The organism is Streptomyces sp. NPDC002896 (genome assembly GCF_040295225.1).
Lineage (GTDB): Bacteria > Actinomycetota > Actinomycetes > Streptomycetales > Streptomycetaceae > Streptomyces.
In genome coordinates this window covers 365,923-388,612 of the sequence record NZ_JBEOVA010000011.1, presented here as the reverse complement: position 1 = coordinate 388,612, position 22,690 = coordinate 365,923, and the positions used below count along the sequence as shown (strand labels likewise).

The 22,690-nt window shown below is 70.7% G+C and carries 19 protein-coding genes; 9 read left to right on the top strand and 10 right to left on the bottom strand.

Annotated elements, in window-relative coordinates; all coding sequences use genetic code 11:
• Positions 1 to 236 precede the first annotated feature (236 nt).
• From ABT009_RS23325 to ABT009_RS23310, 4 genes are read right to left on the bottom strand one after another with little or no spacing between them, the layout of a single operon-like run.
• Positions 237 to 848: an FUSC family protein gene (locus ABT009_RS23325; RefSeq protein WP_351298012.1), complete on the bottom strand. Its 612-nt coding sequence runs from the start codon at positions 846 to 848 to the stop codon at positions 237 to 239.
• Positions 779 to 2,095, bottom strand: coding sequence for an FUSC family protein (locus ABT009_RS23320; protein WP_351298009.1), 1,317 nt, complete (start codon positions 2,093 to 2,095; stop codon positions 779 to 781). The genes ABT009_RS23325 and ABT009_RS23320 overlap by 70 nt, the downstream gene beginning before the upstream one ends.
• 12 nt (positions 2,096 to 2,107) lie before the next feature.
• The gene (locus tag ABT009_RS23315; protein ID WP_351298006.1) at positions 2,108 to 2,896 is read right to left on the bottom strand and encodes an IclR family transcriptional regulator; all 789 of its coding nucleotides are present in this window, start codon (positions 2,894 to 2,896) and stop codon (positions 2,108 to 2,110) included.
• A gap of 43 nt (positions 2,897 to 2,939) precedes the next feature.
• Entirely contained in the window at positions 2,940 to 3,701 is a 762-nt protein-coding gene (locus tag ABT009_RS23310) for an SDR family NAD(P)-dependent oxidoreductase (RefSeq protein ID WP_351298003.1), read from the bottom strand.
• A 342-nt stretch (positions 3,702 to 4,043) separates the two neighbouring features.
• Here ABT009_RS23310 and ABT009_RS23305 point away from each other — a divergent pair, with 342 nt between their 5' ends.
• From ABT009_RS23305 to chcC2, 6 genes are all read left to right on the top strand, one after another.
• Positions 4,044 to 5,396 carry an MFS transporter gene (locus tag ABT009_RS23305; protein WP_351298001.1) on the top strand — a complete coding sequence of 451 codons (1,353 nt, stop codon included), beginning with the start codon at positions 4,044 to 4,046 and terminating at the stop codon, positions 5,394 to 5,396.
• A 31-nt stretch (positions 5,397 to 5,427) separates the two neighbouring features.
• The gene (locus ABT009_RS23300; protein ID WP_351297998.1) at positions 5,428 to 6,174 is read left to right on the top strand and encodes an SDR family NAD(P)-dependent oxidoreductase; all 747 of its coding nucleotides are present in this window, start codon (positions 5,428 to 5,430) and stop codon (positions 6,172 to 6,174) included.
• A complete protein-coding gene (locus ABT009_RS23295; RefSeq protein ID WP_351297995.1) occupies positions 6,171 to 7,661 on the top strand; it encodes an FAD-dependent oxidoreductase in 1,491 nt (496 codons plus the stop codon). Before ABT009_RS23300 ends, ABT009_RS23295 begins: the two co-directional genes overlap by 4 nt.
• Before the next feature lie 62 nt (positions 7,662 to 7,723).
• Positions 7,724 to 8,020 carry a YciI family protein gene (locus ABT009_RS23290; protein ID WP_351297992.1) on the top strand — a complete coding sequence of 99 codons (297 nt, stop codon included), beginning with the start codon at positions 7,724 to 7,726 and terminating at the stop codon, positions 8,018 to 8,020.
• A 122-nt stretch (positions 8,021 to 8,142) separates the two neighbouring features.
• Positions 8,143 to 8,946: an IclR family transcriptional regulator gene (locus ABT009_RS23285; protein ID WP_351297989.1), complete on the top strand. Its 804-nt coding sequence runs from the start codon at positions 8,143 to 8,145 to the stop codon at positions 8,944 to 8,946.
• Positions 8,947 to 9,206: 260 nt separating this feature from the next.
• Entirely contained in the window at positions 9,207 to 10,937 is a 1,731-nt protein-coding gene (chcC2, locus tag ABT009_RS23280) for a 4-oxocyclohex-2-ene-1-carboxylate 5-dehydrogenase (RefSeq protein WP_351297986.1), read from the top strand.
• Between the two features lie 158 nt (positions 10,938 to 11,095).
• Here the strand turns inward: chcC2 and ABT009_RS23275 are convergent, their stop codons facing one another.
• A complete protein-coding gene (locus ABT009_RS23275; RefSeq protein WP_351297983.1) occupies positions 11,096 to 12,436 on the bottom strand; it encodes an MFS transporter in 1,341 nt (446 codons plus the stop codon).
• 226 nt (positions 12,437 to 12,662) lie between these two features.
• The gene (locus ABT009_RS23270; protein ID WP_351297980.1) at positions 12,663 to 13,328 is read right to left on the bottom strand and encodes a TetR family transcriptional regulator; all 666 of its coding nucleotides are present in this window, start codon (positions 13,326 to 13,328) and stop codon (positions 12,663 to 12,665) included.
• A gap of 215 nt (positions 13,329 to 13,543) precedes the next feature.
• Between ABT009_RS23270 and ABT009_RS23265 the strand changes: the two genes are divergently transcribed.
• Positions 13,544 to 14,428 carry a shikimate dehydrogenase gene (locus tag ABT009_RS23265; protein ID WP_351297977.1) on the top strand — a complete coding sequence of 295 codons (885 nt, stop codon included), beginning with the start codon at positions 13,544 to 13,546 and terminating at the stop codon, positions 14,426 to 14,428.
• A gap of 141 nt (positions 14,429 to 14,569) precedes the next feature.
• Entirely contained in the window at positions 14,570 to 16,405 is a 1,836-nt protein-coding gene (locus ABT009_RS23260) for a bifunctional sugar phosphate isomerase/epimerase/4-hydroxyphenylpyruvate dioxygenase family protein (RefSeq protein WP_351297974.1), read from the top strand.
• A gap of 1 nt (position 16,406) precedes the next feature.
• On the opposite strand, the gene ABT009_RS23255 is transcribed toward ABT009_RS23260, so the two are convergent.
• The gene (locus ABT009_RS23255; protein ID WP_351297971.1) at positions 16,407 to 17,573 is read right to left on the bottom strand and encodes an ATP-grasp domain-containing protein; all 1,167 of its coding nucleotides are present in this window, start codon (positions 17,571 to 17,573) and stop codon (positions 16,407 to 16,409) included.
• 212 nt (positions 17,574 to 17,785) lie between these two features.
• Positions 17,786 to 19,621 carry an AMP-dependent synthetase/ligase gene (locus tag ABT009_RS23250; protein ID WP_351297969.1) on the bottom strand — a complete coding sequence of 612 codons (1,836 nt, stop codon included), beginning with the start codon at positions 19,619 to 19,621 and terminating at the stop codon, positions 17,786 to 17,788.
• 351 nt (positions 19,622 to 19,972) lie between these two features.
• Here ABT009_RS23250 and ABT009_RS23245 point away from each other — a divergent pair, with 351 nt between their 5' ends.
• Positions 19,973 to 20,869, top strand: coding sequence for an IclR family transcriptional regulator (locus ABT009_RS23245; RefSeq protein WP_351297966.1), 897 nt, complete (start codon positions 19,973 to 19,975; stop codon positions 20,867 to 20,869).
• 37 nt (positions 20,870 to 20,906) lie between these two features.
• Here the strand turns inward: ABT009_RS23245 and ABT009_RS23240 are convergent, their stop codons facing one another.
• Together ABT009_RS23240 and ABT009_RS23235 are read right to left on the bottom strand one after the other, a co-directional pair.
• Positions 20,907 to 21,542: a helix-turn-helix domain-containing protein gene (locus tag ABT009_RS23240; RefSeq protein ID WP_351297963.1), complete on the bottom strand. Its 636-nt coding sequence runs from the start codon at positions 21,540 to 21,542 to the stop codon at positions 20,907 to 20,909.
• 121 nt (positions 21,543 to 21,663) lie between these two features.
• On the bottom strand, positions 21,664 to 22,689 hold the full coding sequence (locus ABT009_RS23235; RefSeq protein WP_351297960.1) for an isopenicillin N synthase family dioxygenase: 1,026 nt from the start codon (positions 22,687 to 22,689) through the stop codon (positions 21,664 to 21,666).
• Position 22,690 lies beyond the last annotated feature (1 nt).

The following is a 22,690-nucleotide window of genomic DNA, read 5'->3' as shown; positions in this document are numbered from 1 at the left end:
ACGCAGCGACTTGTTCGCACTTCCTAATCGGCGGCCGAGTCGTCGTGGGGAACCGGGCGGCCAAGCCATCAAAGCCATGATCGGCAGCTGCCTGATAGCCACACCCGGCTCCCCTGGGCGTCCTCACCCTACGAACGGGAGGACCGGCCCGATCCAGAAAGGTAGAGCTGCCTGAGGTCCCTCAGGACCGGGTCCGGGCCACCCCGTTCACCGGGGTGGCCCGGATCGTTGTCATCTCACGCCCCGGGCTGCACCAGTGTCCGATCGGTGGCCGGAACATCTGGATGCCCGGCTGGCTGCCCGGACTCCGCCAGGAGACTGCGGGCGCGTTCCAGCTCGCCTGCGATCGTCGCGCCGTCGTTCCGGCCGGCCGGCTGCGATCCGAGGTTCTCCAGCAGCAGTTGCAAGGCGTCGCGGGTGGCGCCGGCCGACAGGGCCCTGCGGGCGCCGGTGTGCCAGCAGGCGGCGAGGGCCTCATGAGCCAGCTGCCCGAGAGCGCTCTCGACGTGTCGCCAGGTGGTGAGTTCGGCGTTGTCGGCGGTGGCGGCCGCGTGGACGGCCGTGAGGCGGCCGAGTTCGAACTGCAGGTCGCGCCGGGCTCGTCGGCCGTGCCCGGTGGGGGTCTCGCCGAGGTCGACGAGGTCGAGCACCCGCGCCACGGCGGCGACGGTGCGGCGCACCTGCCGGTGGACGGTACGCAGCGGGGTGCGGCGCCCTGTCGCCCACAGGACCACCACGGCGGTGCAGACGCCGATGGCGGTCTCCTGGAGACGGTCTGTCAGCAGCCGGGACCGCTGAGTCCGGGCGAGGTCGTCGTGTTCGCCATCATGGCCATCGCGGTCACACACACCACGGCGAGCGAGTACTGGCGGACGAGCAGCAGGTTCATCCCGTACACGCCGATCAGCATGATCGCGAGCTCCAGCGGACGCCCCGGGTGCAGGGCGTACACGCCGGCCACGACGAGGACTCCCGCGCACGTGCCGAGCAGGCGGTGCACGGCGCGCCGGGTGGTGGATCCCCGGTCGGCGCCCGCGTGCAGCACGACCGTCGAGGACAGAACGGCCCAGTAGGGGTGGCCGATCGACGTGAGTTGGGCTGCGAGTGCGGCGATGCCCGCGGCCAGCGCGTTGCGTACGGCCGTGAGCCGGGCGCGGGAGTGGCGGCTGAGGGCGTGGCGCAGCAGATAGCGCGCGGGTGGCCGGCCGAGAACGACGGCCTGCTCGCGTACAGCGTGTGCCGCGGCTGGTCTTCCGGGGAAGTGGTCGGCGACGAGCCGGGCTGCCAGGCGCTCCTCGGTCTCCAGGAGCCTTGTCTCCAGGCGCCGGTGGACTGCGGATCTGGCGGTGGAGCCATGTGCCGCGTGCAGTGTGGCCCACGCGCGGTGCACGGCGGTGGAGGCGCCGTCCCGCAGGGCGCGGAGCTCGTTCTCACCGGCGGGCGGCCCGCCGTTCGACGGGTGCCCGAGGTAGCCCTCGACTGCCGCGTGCGCGGAGCTGACCGCCGTTTCCTCCGGGCCGCGCGGGCGGCGTACGAGGTCGCTCAGCGACAGCAGCGACGTCAGGGTGCAGGACGCCGCGGTGACCGCGACGATCTCCCAGCCCTTGTCCGTGTGGCCGCCCAGGTAGGTGCCGAGGGCGCAGGCGAAGAACAGGTTCAGCGGCCCGGGTCCGGGAGAGATGACGAACGCGTAGTAGGTGAGTACGGAGATCAGGACGACGGCCGTGATGGTGGGCACGATCAGCCATGGCACCGGGGCCACCAGCACGCCCAGGGCCATCGACCCGGTGAACACGAGGCCCACCACGGCGAAGGTGATCAGACGGGAACGCAGCGGCCGGCCCGTGTTCCACAGCGCCAGGAGCGAGCCGAACAGCGCCATGGGGCCGACGTCCATTCCGGCCACGGCCGTGATGGTGAGGACGGACGCCGCCATCACCAGGCTGGTGCGCAGCGCCGTACGCCATTGGCCGGGGGCGGGCGTGAACCGGAAGAAGTCCTTGAGCTGCCGGAAGAAGGAGTGCGTGAGTTGCCGGAGGAACTTGTCGAGCCGACGGTGGACTTCCGCGCTGGCCGGGACTGCGCCGGGCGGCATCAGGTGGTTCTCCTAACTGCCGGACTTGCTGCCCGGCGACTTCTTCGGGGCGGAGCGGAAAAGCTCCGCGGAGTGCCGCAGCTTCTCGGCCCGGTCCACCAGCGCGGCCTCGTCTCCGCGGTCGGCGGGGGCGGATGCCATCAGGGCGAGCCGGTCCCGCCAGCTGGTACCGGCCAGCGGCACGGCGACGGCGTGCATGCCCCAGACGGACTCGCCCCGGCTGACCGCGTAGCCGCGCTCGCGGACCCAGGCCAGCTCCTCGAGGAGGTGCTTCCGGGACGTGATGGTGTGCGGGGTGACCTCGGGCAGCCGTTCCTCGGGATAGAGGGCACACACCTGCTCGGTCGTCATGCGGGAGAGCAGCACCTTGCCGGCGGAGGTGGCATGGGCCGGGTGCGTGCGGCCGACCTCCAGCATCACCCGCACCGGGTGCTGGGACTCCCGGCCGTCCGTGAGGATCACCTGGTCGCCGATGAGGGCGACGCTGGTGACGGTCTCTCCGGTGCGGGCGGCCGCGTCGTCCAGAACGGACTGCAGTCGTTGCCGGATCTCCGGGCCGTACCCCGCGGGCCGACCCAGGCGTACGAGCTCGGGGCCCGCCGAGTAGCCGCGGCCGGACTCGTCGCGGGTCGCGAAGCCGCGCGCCTCCAGGGTGCTGAGCACCCGGTGGGCGGTCGAGCGGGCCACGCCCAGTCGGCGCGCCGCGTCGGTGACGGACAGCGTGTCGTGGTCGAGGAACAGGCGCATCAGCCGCAGGCCGGTGTCCAGCGACTCGATGATGTAGCTCTTCGGCTCGGCCATGGCGTCTGTGTTCCTGCTTCCTGACTCCTGCTTCCTGGTACGACTAGACGGCTGTGTAGCCGCCGTCGACGACGAGTTCCGTGCCGGTGACGAACCGGGACTCGTCGGAGGCGAGGTACAGCACGCCGTAGGCGATGTCCTGCGGGGAACCTCGGTGGCCCATCGGTGTGGAGTCCAGCATGCGCTGGGAGTAGGCCGCGGCCTCCGGTGACGGATCGGCCGACAGGGACTTGCTCATCTCCGTCTCGATCGAGCCGGGGTGAACGGAATTGACGCGGATTCCGGACTTCGCATACGTGGCGGCGTCGGCCTTGGTCATCAGACGGACGGCGCCCTTGGCGGCGTGGTAGAGCGGGATACGGGCACCGCCGACCAATCCGTAGATGGACGAAAGATTGACGATGCTGCCGCCGCCGCTCTCGAGCATGTGGCGAACGGCGTGCTTGGTGCACAGCCACACACCCTTGACGTCGACGGCGAAGAGCAGGTCGAACTCCTTCTCCTCCACCTCGTGAGCGGGCTTGATCGGGCCCGCCACGCCCGCGTTGTTGACCAGGATGTCGATGCGCCCGTATGCCGCGGCTATGTCGTCGAACGCCGCCCGCACGGACTGCTCGGAGGTCACGTCGACCTGCCGGTAATCGGCACGGCCGCCGTCGCCGCTCGTGACCGTGTCGGCCGGCGCCAGGTCGGCCACCACGACGGTCGCACCCTCCTCGGCGAGGAGCCGTCCGATCTCCGCGCCGATACCGCGCGCGCCGCCCGTCACAACGGCGATCTTTCCGTGCACTCGTCCTGCGCCCATGGGAAAAGGCCCCTTCTATCTTCTGCGTGTCTTTGATTTTGTCCTGCTCTCCGGGACAGATGTGGGCATGGTCAGCGAAGAGCTCGAAGCAATATCTGCATTTAACCTACACCTTCCCTTGCTGGATTCGGGAGAGCGTCCCCTTTTTGTCCTTCTCTACGGGACAATATTGAGGTCGCCTGCAACAAACACAGAACATTCTCATTGAGCGGAATAGCCGTATGCCGGCCATGGGCGCCCCTCCCAGACTCGGGCCATCGCGCGGAGCCGCTGCCTTTGTCGCCGCGGAGCCGTGCCCCTCACCCGCATGTCCCGTCCCCGCCAGATGTCCCGGAGGTCCCCATGAGCGCTCCGCCGTCCCCCGTCGCTCCCCGGCTCCAGAGCCCCGCCACCTCACGGACGCATACCGGTGGCCGAAGGGCGGCGCTCGCCGCGTTCCTCGGCAGCATGCTCGAGTACTACGACTTCTTCATCTACGGATCAGCGGCCGCCCTGGTCTTTCCCGAGCTGTTCTTCCCGGCGGGGAACGCCGCGGCCGGTACTCTCGCCGCCCTAGCCACGTTCGGCGTCGGCTACGCCGCCCGGCCGCTGGGCGGCATCGTCCTTGGGCACTTCGGAGACCGGATCGGCCGCAAGAAGGTCATGATCTTCACCCTGCTGCTGATGGGCGTCTCCAGCCTGGCCGTCGGGTTGCTGCCGACCTACCAGGAGGCCGGAGTCGCCGCGCCGATCCTGCTGGTTCTCGCCCGTCTCGGCCAGGGCTTCTCCGCCGGGGGCGAGGCCGCGGGTGCCAGCACCCTCACGCTGGAGCACTCGCCCCAGGGCCGGCGTGGCTTCTTCACCAGCTTCACCATGTCGGGGTGCTCGGCCGGCATCGTCCTCGCGAACCTGGTCTTCCTGCCCGTCGCGGCCCTGCCCGAAGACCAGCTGATGGCGTGGGGCTGGCGTATCCCGTTCCTCGCCAGTCTGGTGATGATCGCGCTGGCCTACGCGGTACGCCGGCGTCTGGACGAGACACCCGTCTTCGAGGCCCAAGCAGACACGGGTGCGCTGCCCCCGCTGCCGCTCGCGGACCTCTTCCGGACCCAATGGGCGGATGTGCTCAGGGTGGTCGGTGCCTCCCTGTTCGCCGTGTTCCAGACGGTGTTCATGGTGTTCGGCCTTGCCTACGCCACCTCCTCCGAGGTGGGGATGGACAGGCCGACCGTGCTCTGGGCCCTCGTCCTCGGCAACCTGGTCGCGGTGCCCGCGATCCCGCTGGCGGCCGCCCTGTCCGACCGCATCGGCCGGCGCCCCGTGTGGATCGGCTCGGCCGTGGGCTGTGTGGTGTGCTGCGTCGCCTACCTCTGGGCGGTATCGGTGGGCAACGTGCCCCTCGTCTTCGTGACGGGCATCCTGTTCAACGGCGTGTGCTACTCGGGCATGAACGGCCTGTGGCCCGTGTACTTCTCCGAGTTGTTCGCCGCCCGGGTCCGCTACTCGGGGTTCGCCGTGGGCAGCCAGTTCGGCTTCCTGCTGGCCGGCTTCGCCCCTGCCATCAGCGTCGCCCTGCTGCGCGAAGGCCCTTACGGCTGGCTGCCCGTCGCCGTGTTCGCTGCCGCCTGCGGCGTCGTGTCCGCGGTCGCCGTTCTGTTGGCCCGCGAGACCCACGACGTCCCCCTGGAGGACCTCGGCCCGGCAAAGGCCCTCCGCTGACACCCAACGAGCAGACTTCAGGGAGCATCAGGTGAACACGCACACCACCGGACATCGAGTCGCCGTTGTCACCGGCGGCGCCTCCGGCCTGGGCCGTGCCCTCGCGGCCCGGGCGCTCAAGGACCACTGGGCGGTCGCTTTGCTCGACCGTGACGAGGGGGCCGTCACCGAGGCCGCCGCGGAGCTCGGCGCACTGGCCGTCATCGCCGACGTCACGCGGCCCGAGGAGCTGACCGAGGCCTTCGCGACCGTCACCACACGCCTGGGACCCGTCGACGGTCTGGTCAACAGCGCCGGGCTGACCCGCCCCGGCCCGTCGCAGACCCTGCCCGTCGACGACTGGCGGACCGTCGTAGACGTGGACCTCAGCGGCACGTTCTATGCCTGCCAGGCGGCGTACGAGCACCTCGCCGACGGCGCCGCGATCGTCAACATCGCCTCCATCGCCGCCACACGTGGTCTGCCGCGGCGCTCGGCGTACTCCGCGGCCAAGGCGGGCGTGGTCGGCCTGACCCGGTCGCTCGCCGCCGAATGGGCCCCGGCCGGCATCCGGGTCAACGCGGTGGGCCCCGCCTGGGTCGACACGCCGCTGGTCCGAGGCATGGTCGCCCAGGGCGCGATTGACCTCGACGAGCTGAAGGGCCAGGTACCGCTGGGGCGCCTGTGCACCGTGGAGGACGTCGCCGAGTCGGTGCTGTTCCTGCTCGACCGCGGGCGGTCCGGCTTCGTCACCGGCCAGACCCTGTACGTCGATGGGGGATACACATGGGCCGGATGACCGCACCCGACGAGGCGTACGACGTGGTGGTGGCCGGAGGCGGAGGCGCAGGGCTGGCGGCGGCGATCGAGGCCGCCGCCGCGGGGGCCCGCGTCGTCGTCCTGGAGAAGGCGGGCGAACTACGGGGATCCACCGGCCGCTCGGTCGGCTCGATCGCCGCGTCCCGCACCCCGGACCAGCACCGACTGGGCATCGACGACTCGGCCGATCGCCATCTCGCCGACTATCGAAAGCTGTCCGGCGCCCTCGCCGACATCGAGGACCCGGAGCTGGCGCGGGTACTCACCGACAACGCCACGGCCACGACGGCGTGGCTGCGCTCCCTCGGCGTCGAGTTCTACGGCCCGGTCGGCGAACCTCCGCACACCGCTCCTCGTCTGCACAATGTGCTGCCGGGCTCCAGGGCGTACATCCACCACCTGCACAAGCGGGCCCGCCGTCTCGGGGTGACGATCCGTCTGAACACGGAGGCGCGCCGGTTGCTGACCGAACGCGGCCGCGTCACGGGCGTCGAGGCCGGCACCGCCGACGGCCGCGGGCAAACCTACGCGGCTAGGTGTGGGGTGGTCCTCGCCACCGGGGACTTCTCGGCCAGCGCAGACATGAAACGCACCTGGATCGACGACACGGTGGCGTCGTTCGTCCCCGTCAACCCGTATGCCACCGGTGACGCCCAGCGCATGGCGATGGACCTGGGTGCGCAGATGCTCAACGCCGAGGTCTTCGACGTACCGAGCATGCGGCTGGCACCGCCGCCCTCGGACGGACTGTTCGGGCTGCTTCAGCGGCTCCCGCCGAGCCGGGCTCTCACCCTGCCGATCCGCTGGGGGCTGCGCCATCTGCCCGGGTGGCTGGTGCGGTCGCTGATGATGGGCTTCGTCACCACGTATCTGTCGCCGCGTGAGGCGCTGTTCGAGCACGGCGCGATCCTCGTCGACGCGGCGGGCGCGCTGCGCTCGGGCGCCGACGAGAACATCAACCTGACCGTCGCACGGCTCGGCGTCGACGGCGGCTACATCATCGGCGACAGGGCTCTGTACGAGCGCTTCTCCCGCGATCCCCACTACGTCGCCACCGCTCCCGGAGTCGCCCACGCCTACCTGCCCGACTTCCGCCGCGCGCGCAAGGACGTCTACGCGGAGGCGCCCACGCTCGACGGGCTGGCCCGCCGGATCGGCGTGCCGGCCGACGCCCTCACCGCCGCCGTCCGCAAGGCGGGCAGCTGTGCGGCGGGCCGGGAACTCGACCAACCGCCGTACTTCGCACTAGGCCCCGTCCGCGCCTATCTGATCCAGACGAACGGTGGCCTGCGGATCTCCGAGCGGATGGAGGTACTGAGCGCCTCGGGCGATCCGATCCCCGGACTGTATGCGGCGGGCAACGCGGGCCAGGGCGGTCTCGCACTGTACGGGCACGGCCATCATCTCGGCTGGGCGTTCACGTCGGGCCGCATCGCGGGACGGCAGGCCGCGCCACCGCCCCGCTGACGGACCGTTCAGCCGCGTCGGAGAACCTTGTTAACCCACCCGGAAAGGAAGCACACACCACCATGCCGGTCTTCGCCGTCACCTACACCTACACCGACGACACCGCCGGGCGTGACGAGCACCGCCCCGCACACAAGGAGTACCTCAACTCCCTTGCCGTGCAGGGCGTCAACCTGTGCTCGGGCCCCTTCGGCGCGGACGAGACGCCCGGTGCGCTGCTGCTGATCAGCGCGGCCACCAAGGCCGATGCGCTCGACGCCACGGAAGGAGACCCCTTCCGGCGGCAGGGCCTGGTCGCCGATGTGAGCGCCCGCGCCTGGACGCCCATGCTCGGCCGGCTCGCCCCCGAGATGGGCTGATTCCCGAGCGGTTCCGCTCTGTCCCGCCGGTCCGCCGTACGTCCCTGACATGCGGCGGACCAGTGCATTTGTTTCCGTTCTGTGTCTTGGCAGGCTCAGTGCCGCTGCCGAAGATGGCGCCTATGGCCAGATCGGATTCCGGTGAGTCGGTACTTACGCGCGTGATGCGCATCCTGCGGTTGTTCACCTCCGCGTCCCCCGACCTGACCGTTTCCGAGATCGCGCGCCGCGCCGATCTGCCGGTCGCGACGGCCCACCGACTCGTGGCGGAACTAGTCGAGCTGGGCGCCCTCGACCGGGCCGAGGACAAGCGGGTCCGCATAGGTGTCCAACTCTGGGAGCTGGCCTCCCGCTCCTCCCGCACACTCGATCTGCGGCAGGCCGCGATGCCGTTCATGGAGGACCTGCTGTCCGTGGTCAGGCACCACACGCAGATCGGGGTGCTCGAGGGATCGGACGTGCTGGTCCTGGAGCGGCTGTCCGCCCGCGGCGCGGTCACGAACATCGCCCGCATCGCAGGCCGGCTTCCCGTCCACGCCATCTCCATCGGTCTCGTGCTGCTCGCCCACGGACCTGGGGAGCAGTGGGAGGACGTTCTGTCGCGTCCCCTGGAGCGCTACACGCCCCGTACCGTCACCGACCCCTCGGAGCTGCGCCGGCTGCTTGCGCAGATCCGGCAGGACGGCTTCGTCATCGCTCCGGAGATGATCACTCCGGGTTCCACCGGCCTCGCCGCCCCCGTCCGGGACGCCCACGGTCAGGCGGTCGCCGCGCTCTCGGTCGTCATTCCGTCCACCGACGTCCAACCCCGTGCCCAGGTCCCCGCACTGCTCGCCGCCGCCCGTGGCATCTCCCGAACGCTCGGCGCCCCGTCACCCGGAGAACATCCGGTGCGCACCCGCGGAGCGCGCCTTTCCATTGAATGAAACCCGCGTTGTGACCGACTCCGAGCGCCAGCAGGCTGTTCACGGCGCTTGAAGCACAGCGCCCGGGCCCGGGCCGCGGCCTCCCCGACTGCCGCCGACGGCTACCGCCGGGAGGCGCTCCCAGGACGGACGACGCCTGGAGTGGGTGGCCGTTCGCGTCCAGCGCCCGCTGCCCGCCGGGCCGACCGCCGAACCACCCCTCACGCATGCCCTTGGTGTGTGCTGCCCGGCCGCCGCACAGCCTCGGAGATTGGACTGACATGGGCAAGACCACATTCGAGTACGACGTGCTCGTCATCGGCTCCGGAGCCGCCGGAATCTCCGCCGCGCTCAAGGCGAAACAGCAGGGACTCGACGTCCTGGTGGTGGACAAGGAGCCGTACCTGGGCGGAACCACCGCCGTCTCCGGCGGCTGGCTCTGGGTGCCCGGCAACAAGCAGGGCATCGCCGAAGGCGACACCCGCGAGGAGGCCGAGCGCTACATCAAGGCCCTGGCCGGTGAGTCGTACGACGAGGACGCGGTCCGCACCTTCCTCGACGAGGTGCCCGGCGCCCTGGACTTCTTCGAGAAGGACGCGGGCATCGAGTTCCACTATCCCGAGATGGCACCGGACTACCAGATGGACACCCCCGGTGCCCGAAAGTCGGGCCGTGCGCTGACCGTGGCACGGACCAACGGCCGGATCCTGAAGCACAACCGGCTGCGCATCCAGCCCTACCTCTACACGTACACGGTCTTCGGGTACATGCCGGAGATCGGCCCGGACATCGCCACGTTCATCAAGGCCAACCGCTCCCTGAAAGCATTCGCCTACGTCCAGCGGAAGATCCTCAGGACCTGGGCGGAGAAGCTCCTCTTCCGGCGCTCGCTGGTGCGTACGAACGGCAACGCGCTGATGACCCGGATGCTCGCGGTCGCGACCGACTGGGACATCCCCATGTGGACCGAGACCCGCGCCACCCGCATCCTCAAGGACGACCAGGGCGTGGTCACCGGTGCGGAGATCGCCGGTGCGCACACGGGCGCCGTGCGGGCGAGGCTCGGAGTTGTCCTGGCGGCGGGCGGATTCTCCGGCAACCCGGAACTGCGCTCCCAGGTCTTCGGGCACGATCCGCGCGGCGACAACCACGTCACGCCGACCATCGGCCACCAGGGCGACAGCTATCTGCTGGCGCAGGAGCACGGCGGCGTCCTCGACACCCGCCCGCACCAGCCGGCGTCCTGGGGCCCGGTCACGGTCTGGAAGAACCTGCGCGGGCGGCAGCGCGTCTTCCCGCACCTGCGCGCGTTCGGCCTGCCCGGTCTGATCGCCGTCAACCGCAAGGGTGAGCGGTTCGCCAACGAGTCGTACTCCTACCACGACTTCGGCGTGGAGATGATCAACGAGAACAGCGCGGAGCGCGACACGTTCGGCTGGATCATCGCCGACCGCAAGGCGATGCACACGTACGGCATCGGCTACGCGAAGCCCTGGCCGCTGCCGACCTGGTACTACAAGAAGGTCGGGTACCTGGTCGAGGGCAGGACGGTCGCCGAGCTCGCCGCCCGGATCGGCGTACCGGAGGCCGGTCTCCAGCGCACCCTTGCAGAGTTCAACCGCCACGCGGCCCACGGCGAGGACCCGAAGTTCCAGCGCGGCTCCAACTGGTTCCACCACTTCAAGGGCGACATGGAGCACAAGCCGAACCCGAACCTGGCGCCCATCGACAAGGCGCCCTACTACGCGGTGAAGATCCAGATGGGCGACCTCGGCACGTACGCGGGGCTCGCGGTCAACACACGGAGTGAGGTCGTGACGGAGAGCGGAGAGGCGGTCCCCGGTCTGTACGCGGTCGGCACGGCGGCCGTCAGTGTCTTCGGCGGCGGCTACCCCGGCTACGGTTCGAACATCGGGCCCGCCATGGTCTTCGGCCACCAGGTCGGACGCGACATCGCCGCCCACGCCGCGCAGCGGGCCGGGGAGCTGAGCCCCGGGCGCGCCGCGAGGTGACCGGTGCGCGGTGCGACGCCCGGTTCCGCGTAGCGAGGTGACCGACGTACGACGTCACGCCCAGCTCCGCGCCGCGAGGTGACTGATGCGCGGCGCGACGCCCAGCCCCCGGCGATGCGGGGCGCTGGGCGTCGCGCCGTTACGGGGGAGCTGCGGGGTCAGGCGGCCACGGTCTCGCGGCCGGGTGCCCCCTGCGGCTCGCGCAGGCCGAGCTGCTCCGTCGGGACCTTGTGCGTCTCGCGCGCGGTGAGCGCGGCGAGCACCGGCGGGACGCAGAGCGCGGCCGTGAAGAGGGCCACGGCCGACCAGTCGTCGCCGTTCGGGCCGGCGATCTCGGCCGCGAACGTCACGGCGAACCCGGCGACGGCGAACCCGATCTGCGTACCGATGGCCATGCCCGACAGCCGTACGCGGGTGGAGAACATCTCGCCGTAGAAGGACGGCCAGATGCCGTTGGCGGCGCTGTAGACGATGCCGAAGGTGGCGACGCCGAGGATCAGGACCAGCGGGTACGAGCCGGTGGAGATGGCCCAGAGGTAGGCGAACATCATGATCGCGCTGCCGGCCGCGCCGGTCAGGAACACGGGCTTGCGGCCGATGCGGTCGGAGAGCTTGGCCCACAGCGGGATGGCGGCGAGGGCGACCAGGTTGGCGAGCGCGCTCACCCACAGCATGTTCGAGCGGTCCAGACCGACGGAGTCGCTGGTCGCGTAGGCGAGTGCCCAGACGGTGAAGATCGTGCTGACCGAGGCGACCAGGGCGCCGGCGATCACACGCAGCACATCCGCCCAGTGCTCGCGCAACAGCACAAGCAGCGGAAGCTTGACCACGCCCTCGGTCGCGGCCTGCTGGGTGAAGGCGGGCGTCTCCTCGAGCGTGCGGCGAATGACGTAGCCGACCACGGCGACGACGACGCTGAGCCAGAACGGGATGCGCCAGCCCCAGCTCAGCAGCTGGTCCTCGGGCAGGGCGGCGATCGGGATGAAGGCGAGGGTGGCGAGGAGCTGGCCCGCCTGGGTGCCGTTGAGCGTGAAGCTGGTGAAGTAGCCGCGGCGGTGTGCCGGTGCGTGTTCCAAGGTCATGGAGTTCGCGCTCGCCTGCTCGCCCGCGGCCGAGATGCCCTGCAGGACGCGGCACAGCACGAGGAGGACGGGGGCGAGGGTGCCGACCTGCGCCCTCGTCGGCAGACAGCCGATGAGGAACGTGGACAGGCCCATCAGGATCAGCGTGAAGACCATGATCTTCTTGCGGCCCAGGCGGTCTCCGAAATGGCCCAGGAAGAGCGCGCCGATCGGCCGGGCCGCGTACGCGACGCCGAAGGTGGCCAGCGACAGCAGGGTCGCGGTGGCCGGGTCCGACTCGTCGAAGAAGACCTTCGGGAAGATCAGCGCGGCGGCGCTGCCGTAGATGAAGAAGTCGTAGTACTCCAGGGCGCTGCCTATCCAGGCAGCGAGTGCTGCCTTACGCGGCTGGCCCTGGTGGGCGTCGGGGACGGTCACGGCGGCTCCTTGGGGGCTTCCGGGAGAAGGGTAGAGCGGGTGAGGGGAAAGTTGCCGGGCCCTGAGGGTCTGGGGTCGGCTGTCACCGGCGCTCCGGTCGGAAGGCGGGTGATTAACTCACTGGATAGTTAATAGCGAGTGGCTACGGATGTTGCGCCCGTGTATCGCGCCTGTCAAGGGGCCCGGCAGAAACTGGTCCCGTGCCGGCCGGGTGCAGATCCGGTGCTCAGCCCGCCGAGCGGTCCGCCGTGAGGTAGGCGATGACCATGTCGCCGAGCATGTTCCGGTAGTGCTCCCGCTGGTCCGCGGCGACCAGGTCGCGGCCGAAGAGGGCGCCGAACGTGTGCCGGTTGGCGACCCGGAAGAAGCAGAACGAGCTGATCATCGCGTGCAGGTCCACCGCGTCGACGTCGGCGGTGAACAGGCCCGACTTGCGGCCCGAGTCGAGGATCCGCGCGATCACCTCGATCGCGGGCGAGCTGAGCTTGCCGAGCGCCTCGGATGACGCGATGTGCTCGGCCTCGTGGATGTTCTCGATGCTGACAAGCCGGATGAAGTCGGGGTGCGCCTCGTGGTGGTCGAAGGTGAGCTCGGCCAGCCGGCGGATGGCCGCGACCGGGTCGAGATGCTCGACGTCGAGTTCCTGCTCGGCCTGCCGGATCACCGAGTACGCGCGCTCCAGTACGGCCGTGAACAGCTGCTCCTTGCCGCCGAAGTAGTAGTAGATCATCCGCTTCGTGGTGCGGGTGCGGGCCGCGATCTCGTCCACGCGGGCCCCTGCGTACCCGACGCGGGCGAACTCCTGGGTCGCCACATCGAGGATCTCGGCCTTGGTGCGGGCGGCGTCGCGGATGCGTCCGTCGGGTCGGGCCGGTTCTTCGACAGTGGTCATCGGGTTGGTTCCTTCGGGGTGAGGCGCCGGTGCGGGGCGGGCTTGGACCGTCCGATGCTGGCGATTGTAGAAGCCGGTCCCGGCCCGTGGGTTGTGGAGATCTCCCGTCCGCGGAGCCTCGTGGGTTTCCGGAGAGGTCTTCCTGTCGGGACGGCTGCCTGATATGACTAACGAACCAGTTCGTACATTACGTCGGAAGGCGAGAGGCACCAGCGATGGCACCCAGGACCCAGGACTCCTTCCTCATCGGCCTGATCGGCGCCGGCATCGGGCCCTCGCTCAGCCCCGCCCTCCATGAGCGTGAGGCCGACCGCCAAGGCCTGCGCTACCTCTACCGCCTGATCGACATCGACGTACTCGGTGTCACGCCCGACAAGGTCGGCGACCTGCTCCGGGCCGCCCGCGACCTGGGCTACGACGGGCTGAACATCACCCACCCGTGCAAGCAGCTCGTCATCGAGCACCTCGACGCGCTCTCACCGGGGGCCGAGGCCCTCGGCGCGGTCAACACCGTCGTCTTCGAGGAAGGCCGCGCCGTCGGGCACAACACCGACGTCACGGGTTTCGCCGCCTCGTTCGCCCGTGGCCTGCCGGACGCCTCGCTCGACCGGGTCGTGCAGCTGGGTGCGGGTGGCGCGGGCGCCGCAGTGGCGCACGCCGTGCTGACCTTGGGAGCCGGACAGCTCACCGTCGTCGACGCGCTGCCGGACCGGGCGGCCGACCTGGCGGCCTCCCTCAACCGCCACTTCGGTGAGGGGCGCGCGACGGCCGCCGCCCCGGACAGCCTCCGGGCACTCGTCGCGGGCAGCGACGGCCTCGTGCACGCCACCCCCACCGGCATGGCCGCGCACCCCGGACTGCCGTTCGCGGCCGAGCTGCTCCACCCCGGTCTGTGGATCGCCGAGGTGGTCTACCGGCCGCTGGAGACGGAGCTGCTGCGCACCGCCCGTGCGCTCGGCTGCGCCACGCTCGACGGCGGCGGCATGGCCGTCTTCCAGGCCGTCGACGCGTTCCGGCTGTTCACCGGCAGGGAGCCCGACAGCGCCCGGATGCTCGCCGACATCGCGGAGCTGGCGGGCGCCGCCGAAGCCCACGCCTGACACGGCAGCCAGGCGAACCCGACCCGGCTTACACGGCGAACCCGACACGGCTCCCAGGCAAACCCGACACGGCTCCCAGCCAACCCCGACACGGCTTCCGCGGCAGACCCGACACAGCACCGACCCCGAAGGAGCACCGCCGTGCGCACGTCCATCGCCACCGTCTCGCTCAGCGGCCCCCTCACCGAGAAACTCACCGCGGCGGCACGCGCCGGCTTCGACGGCGTGGAGATCTTCGAGAACGATCTGCTCGCCAGCCCCCTCACGCCGGAGGAGATCCGCGCCCGCACGGCCGACCTCGGCCTCACCATCGACCTCTACCAGCCGATGCGCGACATCGAGGCCGTCCCGGAGGAGGAGTTCGACCGCAACCTGCGCCGGGCCGAGCACAAGTTCCGGCTGATGCGGCGGCTGGGCGCCGACACGGTGCTCGTGTGCTCCAACGTCTCGCCGCTCGCCGTGGACGACGACGCGCTCGCCGCCGCCCAGCTGCGCCGGCTCGCCGAGCTGGCGGACGAGTACGGCATCCGCGTCGCCTACGAGGCGCTCGCATGGGGCCGCCACGTCAACACGTACGACCACGCCTGGCGCATCGTCGAGGCCGCCGACCACCCGGCGCTCGGCACCTGCCTGGACAGCTTCCACATCCTCGCCCGCGGCTCCGACCCCAAGGCAATCGAGGACATCCCGGGTGACAAGATCTTCTTTCTGCAGCTGGCCGACGCCCCGCTGATGGCCATGGACGTGCTGCAGTGGAGCCGCCACTACCGCTGCTTCCCGGGGCAGGGCGGCTTCGACGTCGCCGGGTTCCTCGGCCATGTGGTGCGTGCCGGTTATCAGGGGCCGCTCTCGCTGGAGGTGTTCAACGACGTCTTCCGGCAGGCCGACGCGCGCCCGACCGCGATCGACGCGCAGCGCTCACTGATCGTCCTGCAGGAGGCCACCGGTCTGGCCGCCCCGCCGGCCCCGGTCGTGCCCACCGGAGTCGCCTTCGCCGAACTCGTCACGCCCGATGCCGAACCGGCCTCCGCGCTGCTCGGCGCGCTGGGCTTCACCCGCACCGCCAGGCACCGCAGCAAGCCGGTGGAGCTGTGGCAGCAGGGCGACGCCCGCATTCTTCTCAACACCGGAACCACCGGCGGCAGGCGGGAAGCGCTCTCACTCGCCGCCATCGGCCTGGAGTCCCCGGACCCGGCCGCCGCCGCCCGGCGCGCCGAGGCCCTCCTCGCTCCCGTGCTGCCGCGCCGCCGCGCGCCCGAGGACGCGCCGCTCGACGCGGTGGCCGTCCCCGACGGCACACAGCTGTTCTTCTGCGCCTCCCCCAAGCTCTCGGCTTCGCTCGAGCAGGGAGGTACCCCCATCCAGCCCGAACTCCCCAGCTGGATCGATGACTTCACGCCCGTCGACCACGCCCCCGCGGCGGGCAGAGGGGTCCGCGGCATCGACCATCTGGCGCTCACCCAGCCCTGGCACCAGTTCGACGAGGCCGCCCTCTTCCACCGCAGCGTGCTCGGGCTCCAGGCGCAGGAGAGCGTCGACGTCGCCGACCCGTACGGACTGCTGCGCAGCCGCGCCGTTACCACCCCCGACGGCAGCGTGCGGATCGCGCTCGGCGTTGGACCCGCCCCCACCGAGGAGGGCGGGCGCGCGCAGCACATCGCGTTCGCCGTCGACGACATCGTCACCGCCGTCCGCCGGACCCGGGAGGCCGGAGGCCGGCTCCTGCCGGTGCCCGCCAACTACTACGACGACCTGGCGGCCCGCTACGAGTTCGCCCCCGGCGAGCTGGAGACCTTCCGCGAACTCGGCATCCTCTACGACCGTGACGAGCACGGCGAATTCCGCCACTGCTACACCGAGACCGTCGGGCGCGTCTTCTTCGAGCTCGTCCAGCGCGACGGGGGCTACCGCGGCTACGGCGCCCAGAACGCCCCCGTACGCCTGGCCGCGCAGCACGCTCTGCGGCCGGGGCGCTGACTCAGGCGATCGGCAGACCCGCGTCCGCCGGGGTGACGGCGGCAGCCGGTGCCACCGCGGCAGCGGCAGCCGGTGCCTCATCGGCAACCGGCCCCGAGGGCGCCGGTACCACCGGCAGCGAGTCCGTCCGCTGCTGAGGGATCGTCACCGGACGCAGCGGCCGGGGCCCGGCGACCACCGCGTAGTCCGGGCCCAGGAAGTCCGGCGTCAGATCGCCGGGGTCCTCGCCGAGCGCCAGGCGGACCGCGGACCACGGGACGTTCAGCCCGCACTGGGAGAGCTGGTGCAGGCCGCCCGCCGGGCGGGTGTTGACGTCCATGAGGACCGGATCGCCGTCATAAAGGCGGTACTGGATGTTGGTGAGCCAGTGCAGCCCGAAGGTCTCGGCGAGGCGGCGGGACGGCTCGATCCACGACGGGTGGAGCGTGAAGCCGCGGCGCCGCCCGTGCTTGGTGCGGCCCACCGCCATACGGACCCGGCCGTCAGGACCGGTGAGGCAGTCGACGGACACCTCGGGCTCGTCCAAGCGCGGCATCACCAGCCAGTCCACGGGCTCGTCCGCGTGCCGCAGGGCGTCGACGACCAGGTTCAGCGGGACGTACGAGCTGGGGAAACCGGTCAGGTGCATCAGCGAGAACGGGGAGCGCGTGATCACGCGGAAGCCGACTCCGCCCGCCCCTGCCGCGGGCTTGAAGCATGCCTTGTGGCCCGTCGCCTCGATCGCCTCGACGGCCGCGACCAGCTCGTCCTCGGTGCGCACCCGCCACCACGGCGGCACCGGAACCCCCGCGGTCGACGCCGCTTCATAGGCGGCGGCCTTGTCCTGGAAGGTGGCGATCGCCTCGGCCGGCGGGGTAAGCAGCACGGTGCCGAGGGCGGCGAACTCCTCGCGGTGCGCCGCGATGACCCCCTGGTGCAGCACCGGCACGAAGACGTCGATCGCGTGCTGAGCGCACTGCGCCAGCGCGTATTCGACGTATGCGGCGCGGGACAGGCCCTCGGGCTCGAGTGCAGCGGTGTCCGCGGCGGCCAGGACCGGCGAGTCGGGGTCGCCGTGGGTGGCATGGATCTCGACCCGTGTGCCATGCGGATTGGACCGTAGCTGATCCATGAAGAAGGCGTTCTCCGCGTACGTGCGGTTGAGCCAGACGCGTACGCGAGAGATCATTCAGGCCGCCTTCCAGGGGCAGGGCAGGGCACGGCGCAGCGGGCCGAACCCGGCCAGGGGAGATGAGGGGCACGGAACCGTCGCATGAAGAGGAGGTGTCGCGGCAGCCCGTGTGTGTTGGGGCGATCATAGGGCTCCGGCGCCCGTCGTGCTGCTACGTGCATGTTAAGAAATCGCTGGCCACGGTCCGTTCTTCAGGGAGCAGGGCGGAGTCACCGGTTCCGGGCGTACAGGTCGTCGATCTCCCGCTTGAACGCGGTCACGATCGCGCTGCGCCGCAGCTTCAGAGACGGCGTCATGAAGCCGTTCGAGGCACTGAACTCCTGCGGCAGGATGCGGAATGCGCGGATGGACTCCGCCCGCGAGACCCCGGTGTTGACGCGCGTGACGGTTCGCTGGATCAGTGCCCGCAGGTCGGCGTCGTCCGTCATCGTTTCGGGACTCGCCGGTGTTTTGCCCGCCAGCTTCCGCCAGTTGGTCACGGCCTGCGGGTCGAGCGTGATGAGCGCCGCGACGTACGGCTGGTTGTCGCCGACGACCAGGCACTGGGAGACCATCGGGTCTTCCCGCAGCTGCTCCTCCAGGGCCAGCGGGGCCACGCTCTTGCCGCCGCTGGTGATGATGATGTCCTTCTTGCGGCCCGTGATGACGAGGTAGCCGTCCTCGTCGAGGTATCCCACGTCACCGGTCGCGAGCCAGCCGTCCCGGAGCATCTGCTCCGTGGTCTCGCGGTTGTTGAGGTAGCCGAGGAAGACGACGTCGCCGCGCACCCACACCTCGCCGTCCGGCGCGATGTGCACCGTGTTGCCCGGCATCGGCTTGCCGACGGTGCCGAATCTGACGCGGTGCACGGGCTGTGCGGTCACCGCGGCGGACGTCTCGGTGAGGCCGTAGCCTTCGTAGACCGTGATGCCGGCACCGGCGAAGAACAGGCCCAGGTGGCGGTGCAGCGTCGAACCGCCGGACACGGCGTACCGCACGCGGCCGCCGAGCACGGCCCTTATCCGCGCGTAGACCGCGTGCTCGTACAGCGCGTGCTGCATTCTCAGCGCCGGGCCGGGGCCATGCCCCTTGCCGAGGGCCTGCCGCTCCAGGGCCTCCGCGTAGCGGGCGGCGACGTCCGCGGCCTTGTCGAACACGGCGAGCCTGCCCGCCTCCTCGGCGGTGAGCCGGGCGCGCTGGAAGATCTTCTCGAAGATGTAAGGGACGGCGAACAGGAACGTCGGGCGGAACGACTCGAGCGCGGCCAGTAGTGCCTCGGGCGCCATGTCGGGCTGGTGGCCGAGCCGGATGCCGCCGCGCAGGCAGCAGGCCACCACCATGATCCCGTAGCAGTGCGCGACCGGCAGGAAGGTGAGGATCGACGGCTCCTCGCCCGGCTCGGCGACGAGCTCGCGCCAGCCCGTGATGAGCGTGTCGCACTCGGCGGCCAGGTTCGCATGGGTGAGCAGGCAGCCTCGGGGGCGTCCCGTGGTGCCGGACGTGTAGAGGATCGCGGCGATGTGCTGCGGCTGGACCGATGCGCGCTGCCGGGTGACCATGTCGTCCGGGATGTCCTGACCGGCCTCGACCAGCCGGCGCACTCCGCCGGCGTCCAGCTGCCACATGTGGGCCAGCCGCGGCACGGAGCCGCAGATCGCACCGACCGTCATCGCATGGTCCTCGTGCTCGACCACGATCGCCGTCGCCTGCGTGTCGTCCAGGATCCAGCGCACCTGCTCCGACGACGAGGTCGGATAGACGGGTACGACGCGGGCGCCGATGGTCCACAGGGCGTACGTCAGCAGCGTCCACTCGTAGCGTGTGCGGGACATCAGCGCGACCCGGTCGCCGGAGCGGATGCCGCTGGCGATGAACCCCTTGGCGACGGCCAGCACCTCGTCGCGGAACTCGGCCGACGTCACCGGGTACCACTCGTGCGGCCACCTCTCCGAGCGGCGCGATAACTGCACGAACTCCGGCGTTTGTTCGGCGACTTGGAAGACGGAGTCCGCGAGTCCGCCCGAGCGCAGGGGCTCCACCAGACGCGGGAGGCTGACCTCCTGCACTCGCCCGCCTCCTTCCCGCGCACGGCGGCGCCGTGCGTCAGACCTCCCGCACAGCGGCCGCCCTGCGCCGGACGAAAGGCAGCGCAGAACACCCGCAATGCGTATGGGTGATGCCTACAGGAAGAATACGGTCCGCACTGGTGCGGTCACTCAACTCGCGTCCGAATCGATAGGAAGACGCAAAGAGCGCTGCCTGCGGCCTGGCGGTGGCAGCGGGCGCACTGTGCGATCTTCCTCGCGGTCCGGTTTGCGTGTGTCAGGCCACACTCCCTATACAGAGTGCCGTGAGTCACCTAAAGTGGACGCACGTCCACTGAGATGGTCGGAGCCGCAGCACCGGAGGCCGCACACATGCTTGACCACACCACCACCACCCAGCCGGCCGAACGCCCCATGGAGGGGGAGCCGGACCAGCAGACCGCCGTGGACAAGGCCCTCACCCTCCTGACATCGATGGCCGAGTACGACGACGGGATCGGCGTCAGCGAACTGGCCCGGCGCACGCAGCTGACCAAGTCCACGGCGTTCCGGCTGCTCGGCATCCTGCAGCGCAACGACGTGGTCGAGCGGGTGGGCAGCAACTACCGGCTGGCCCCCCGGCTCTTCGACATCGGTACGCGCGTCTACGGCCCCACCACGCTCGTAGTGCGCGAACGGCTGCTGCCCTACCTCGCGGACCTGTACGAGCTGACGCACGAAACCGTGCACCTGGCCGTCCTCCACGACACCGAGATCGTGTACGTCAACAAGATCCAGGGGCACCGCCCGACGCACACCCCCTCGAGGATCGGCGCGCGGATGCCGGCGTCCTGCACGGGCGTCGGCAAGGCGCTGCTCGCCTTCGACCACGACGCGGCCGAGCGGGCCATCGCGCAGGGACTGACGGCCCATACCGACCACACCATCACCGACCCCGAGCTCCTGCGCGCGGAGCTCGCGCGTGTCAGGCGGGACGGGATCGCCTACGACCGCGAGGAAGCGGTACACGGTCTGGCCTGCGTCGCGGTGCCCGTCATGGGGGCCGCCGGACGTCCGGTGGCCGCGCTCTCCGTCGCGGGCGCCGCGCACCGCTTCGAGGTGCACCGCCTCGCCCCGGCGCTCCGCCGGGTCGCCTACGAAGCGTCGCGGGCCCTGGCCGGTGCGCAGGCGGCGGGCAGGGCCCGCAGCGCGCAGGCGGTGGACCAGGGCCGGAAGGACAAGGCCCGCGGTGGATGCCGTTCGGTGTCCGAGCGGTCGTTGGCCGGGTGATCTCTCGGCACGGCGAACGCGGGGGCGCGCCCGGCACTCAGTGCTCCGCGCGCTCCTCGGTGTGCTGCTCACTGCCGTGGGTGCCCGCGACGCCGTTCCCGCCGGTGCCGGGCTGCACGCGCGGCACGCTGACCACGATGTGCACGAGGCTTTCCCCGCTCAGGGACTCGTAGAGGTGCGGCCGGTCGCCGGGATAGCGGACGAAGTCACCGGCGGAGAGTTCGACCGGGCTGTCCACCGGACCCACCCGTACGCGACCGCTGATCACGTAGAGATGCTCCAGCGTGCCCACGGGGTGCGCATCGGACCGGCCGCCCGACTCGCCACTACGGCCGGAACCGATGCGCACCAGGTAGTTCTCGATCACACCGGAGCCGTACACATGGTCCAGGCTCCGGCTCTCGTATCCGGTGTGCTCATGCCAGACCACGGTGTCGGCCCGCTGCACCGTCATGACCTGCTCGCGGTCGGCGACCAGCCGGGTCACGGGAACACCGAGGGCGCCGGCGATGGAGAACAGCGTGTCGACGGTGGGGTTTCCGGTGCCCTGCTCCAGCTTCGACAGCGTCTGCTTGGCCAGGCCGGCCTGACGGGCCAGCTCGGCCAGCGACAGGCCCCGCTGCTCTCTGAGGATGCGCACGTTGCGCGCGACCACGGCGTTTCCGGATGACACGGCACCACTCTAGGCCAGCACCCTGTGCGACGAAGATCGAGTTCCGCCTCGTGGCACGTCAGGGGGCGACGGAGCGGAGGCGCGGACCGCACCGGCTCAGTCACCCGGCTCCAGCACCGGCTCAGTCACCCAACTCGCGCCCGAATCCCGAGGACAGGGCGAGAGCGCTCTCAGGCAGCGTCAGCTCGCCCGCCGCCCTGCGGTCCTTCAAATAGCCGTAGATCTGCAGCACTTGCGACCACAGGTGCTCCCCGGCCACCAGGCCCGGGCGGGCAGGACGGTCCGGGGTGACGAAGCGCGGCAGCGGATCGACGCGCGTGTGGTAGTCGACGTTGAAGAAGAGCGGGAAGGAGTACCGCTCCTCGCTGACCCGCCGCACCCGGTGGGTGGTGGAGACGAACTCACCGTTGGTCCACAGCTCCAGCATGTCGCCGATGTTGACGACGAACGCGTCCCCGAGCGGCGGTACGTCGATCCACTCGCCCGCGCCGTTGAGTACCTCGAGGCCGGGGCCTGTCGGTCGCAGCAGCGTGAAGCACTCGTAGTCCGTGTGCGCGCCGATGCCCGGCCGGTCCACGGCGGTCTCGTCGTACGGATAGTGGATCAGCCGCAGCCCGCTCGGCGCCTTCGTCGCGTACCGGCTGAAGGTGTCCGGCTCCTCGCCCAGCGCCACCGCGAAGGCCCGGAACAGCAGCTGCCCGAAGGCCAGCACCGCTTCGTAGTACGCCGTCGCGGCCTCGCGGAAGCCGTCGAGCTCCGGCCACACGTTGGGGCCGAGCAGCGGGGTGCCCGCCCGGACGTCCGGATCGTCGAGCGGCAGATCCAGGGCCAGCCCGAAGACCTCCTTGCGGTCGGCGGTGCCCTGCGCGAACACCTCCTCGCCCTCCGGGACATAACCGCGGTGGTTGCGCGAGTGGCCGATCCAGCTGCGCATCTTCTCCTCGTGGGAGAGGGCGAAGAAGCGGCGGGCGGCGTCGAGGAGACCGTCGAAGAGCTCCGGGGCGATGCCGTGCCCCGAGACGTACATGAACCCGACCTCGCGGGCGGCGCGGCCCAGCTGTCCGGCGACCTCGCGCTGCCCGGCCGGGTCACCGTGGAACAGTCCGGACGCGTCGACGACGGGCAGCTCGGTGAAGTCCGTATCCATG

Excerpts from the sequence above, each read along its gene's own strand:
- ABT009_RS23320 (WP_351298009.1), bottom strand. The coding sequence starts at position 2,095 with ATGCCGCCCGGCGCAGTCCCGGCCAGCGCGGAAGTCCACCGTCGGCTC.
- ABT009_RS23315 (WP_351298006.1), bottom strand. The coding sequence starts at position 2,896 with ATGGCCGAGCCGAAGAGCTACATCATCGAGTCGCTGGACACCGGCCTG.
- ABT009_RS23310 (WP_351298003.1), bottom strand. The coding sequence starts at position 3,701 with ATGGGCGCAGGACGAGTGCACGGAAAGATCGCCGTTGTGACGGGCGGC.
- ABT009_RS23305 (WP_351298001.1), top strand. The coding sequence starts at position 4,044 with ATGAGCGCTCCGCCGTCCCCCGTCGCTCCCCGGCTCCAGAGCCCCGCC.
- ABT009_RS23295 (WP_351297995.1), top strand. The coding sequence starts at position 6,171 with ATGACCGCACCCGACGAGGCGTACGACGTGGTGGTGGCCGGAGGCGGA.
- ABT009_RS23290 (WP_351297992.1), top strand. The coding sequence starts at position 7,724 with ATGCCGGTCTTCGCCGTCACCTACACCTACACCGACGACACCGCCGGG.
- ABT009_RS23285 (WP_351297989.1), top strand. The coding sequence starts at position 8,143 with ATGGCCAGATCGGATTCCGGTGAGTCGGTACTTACGCGCGTGATGCGC.
- chcC2 (WP_351297986.1), top strand. The coding sequence starts at position 9,207 with ATGGGCAAGACCACATTCGAGTACGACGTGCTCGTCATCGGCTCCGGA.
- ABT009_RS23270 (WP_351297980.1), bottom strand. The coding sequence starts at position 13,328 with ATGACCACTGTCGAAGAACCGGCCCGACCCGACGGACGCATCCGCGAC.
- ABT009_RS23265 (WP_351297977.1), top strand. The coding sequence starts at position 13,544 with ATGGCACCCAGGACCCAGGACTCCTTCCTCATCGGCCTGATCGGCGCC.
- ABT009_RS23255 (WP_351297971.1), bottom strand. The coding sequence starts at position 17,573 with ATGATCTCTCGCGTACGCGTCTGGCTCAACCGCACGTACGCGGAGAAC.
- ABT009_RS23245 (WP_351297966.1), top strand. The coding sequence starts at position 19,973 with ATGCTTGACCACACCACCACCACCCAGCCGGCCGAACGCCCCATGGAG.
- ABT009_RS23235 (WP_351297960.1), bottom strand. The coding sequence starts at position 22,689 with ATGGATACGGACTTCACCGAGCTGCCCGTCGTCGACGCGTCCGGACTG.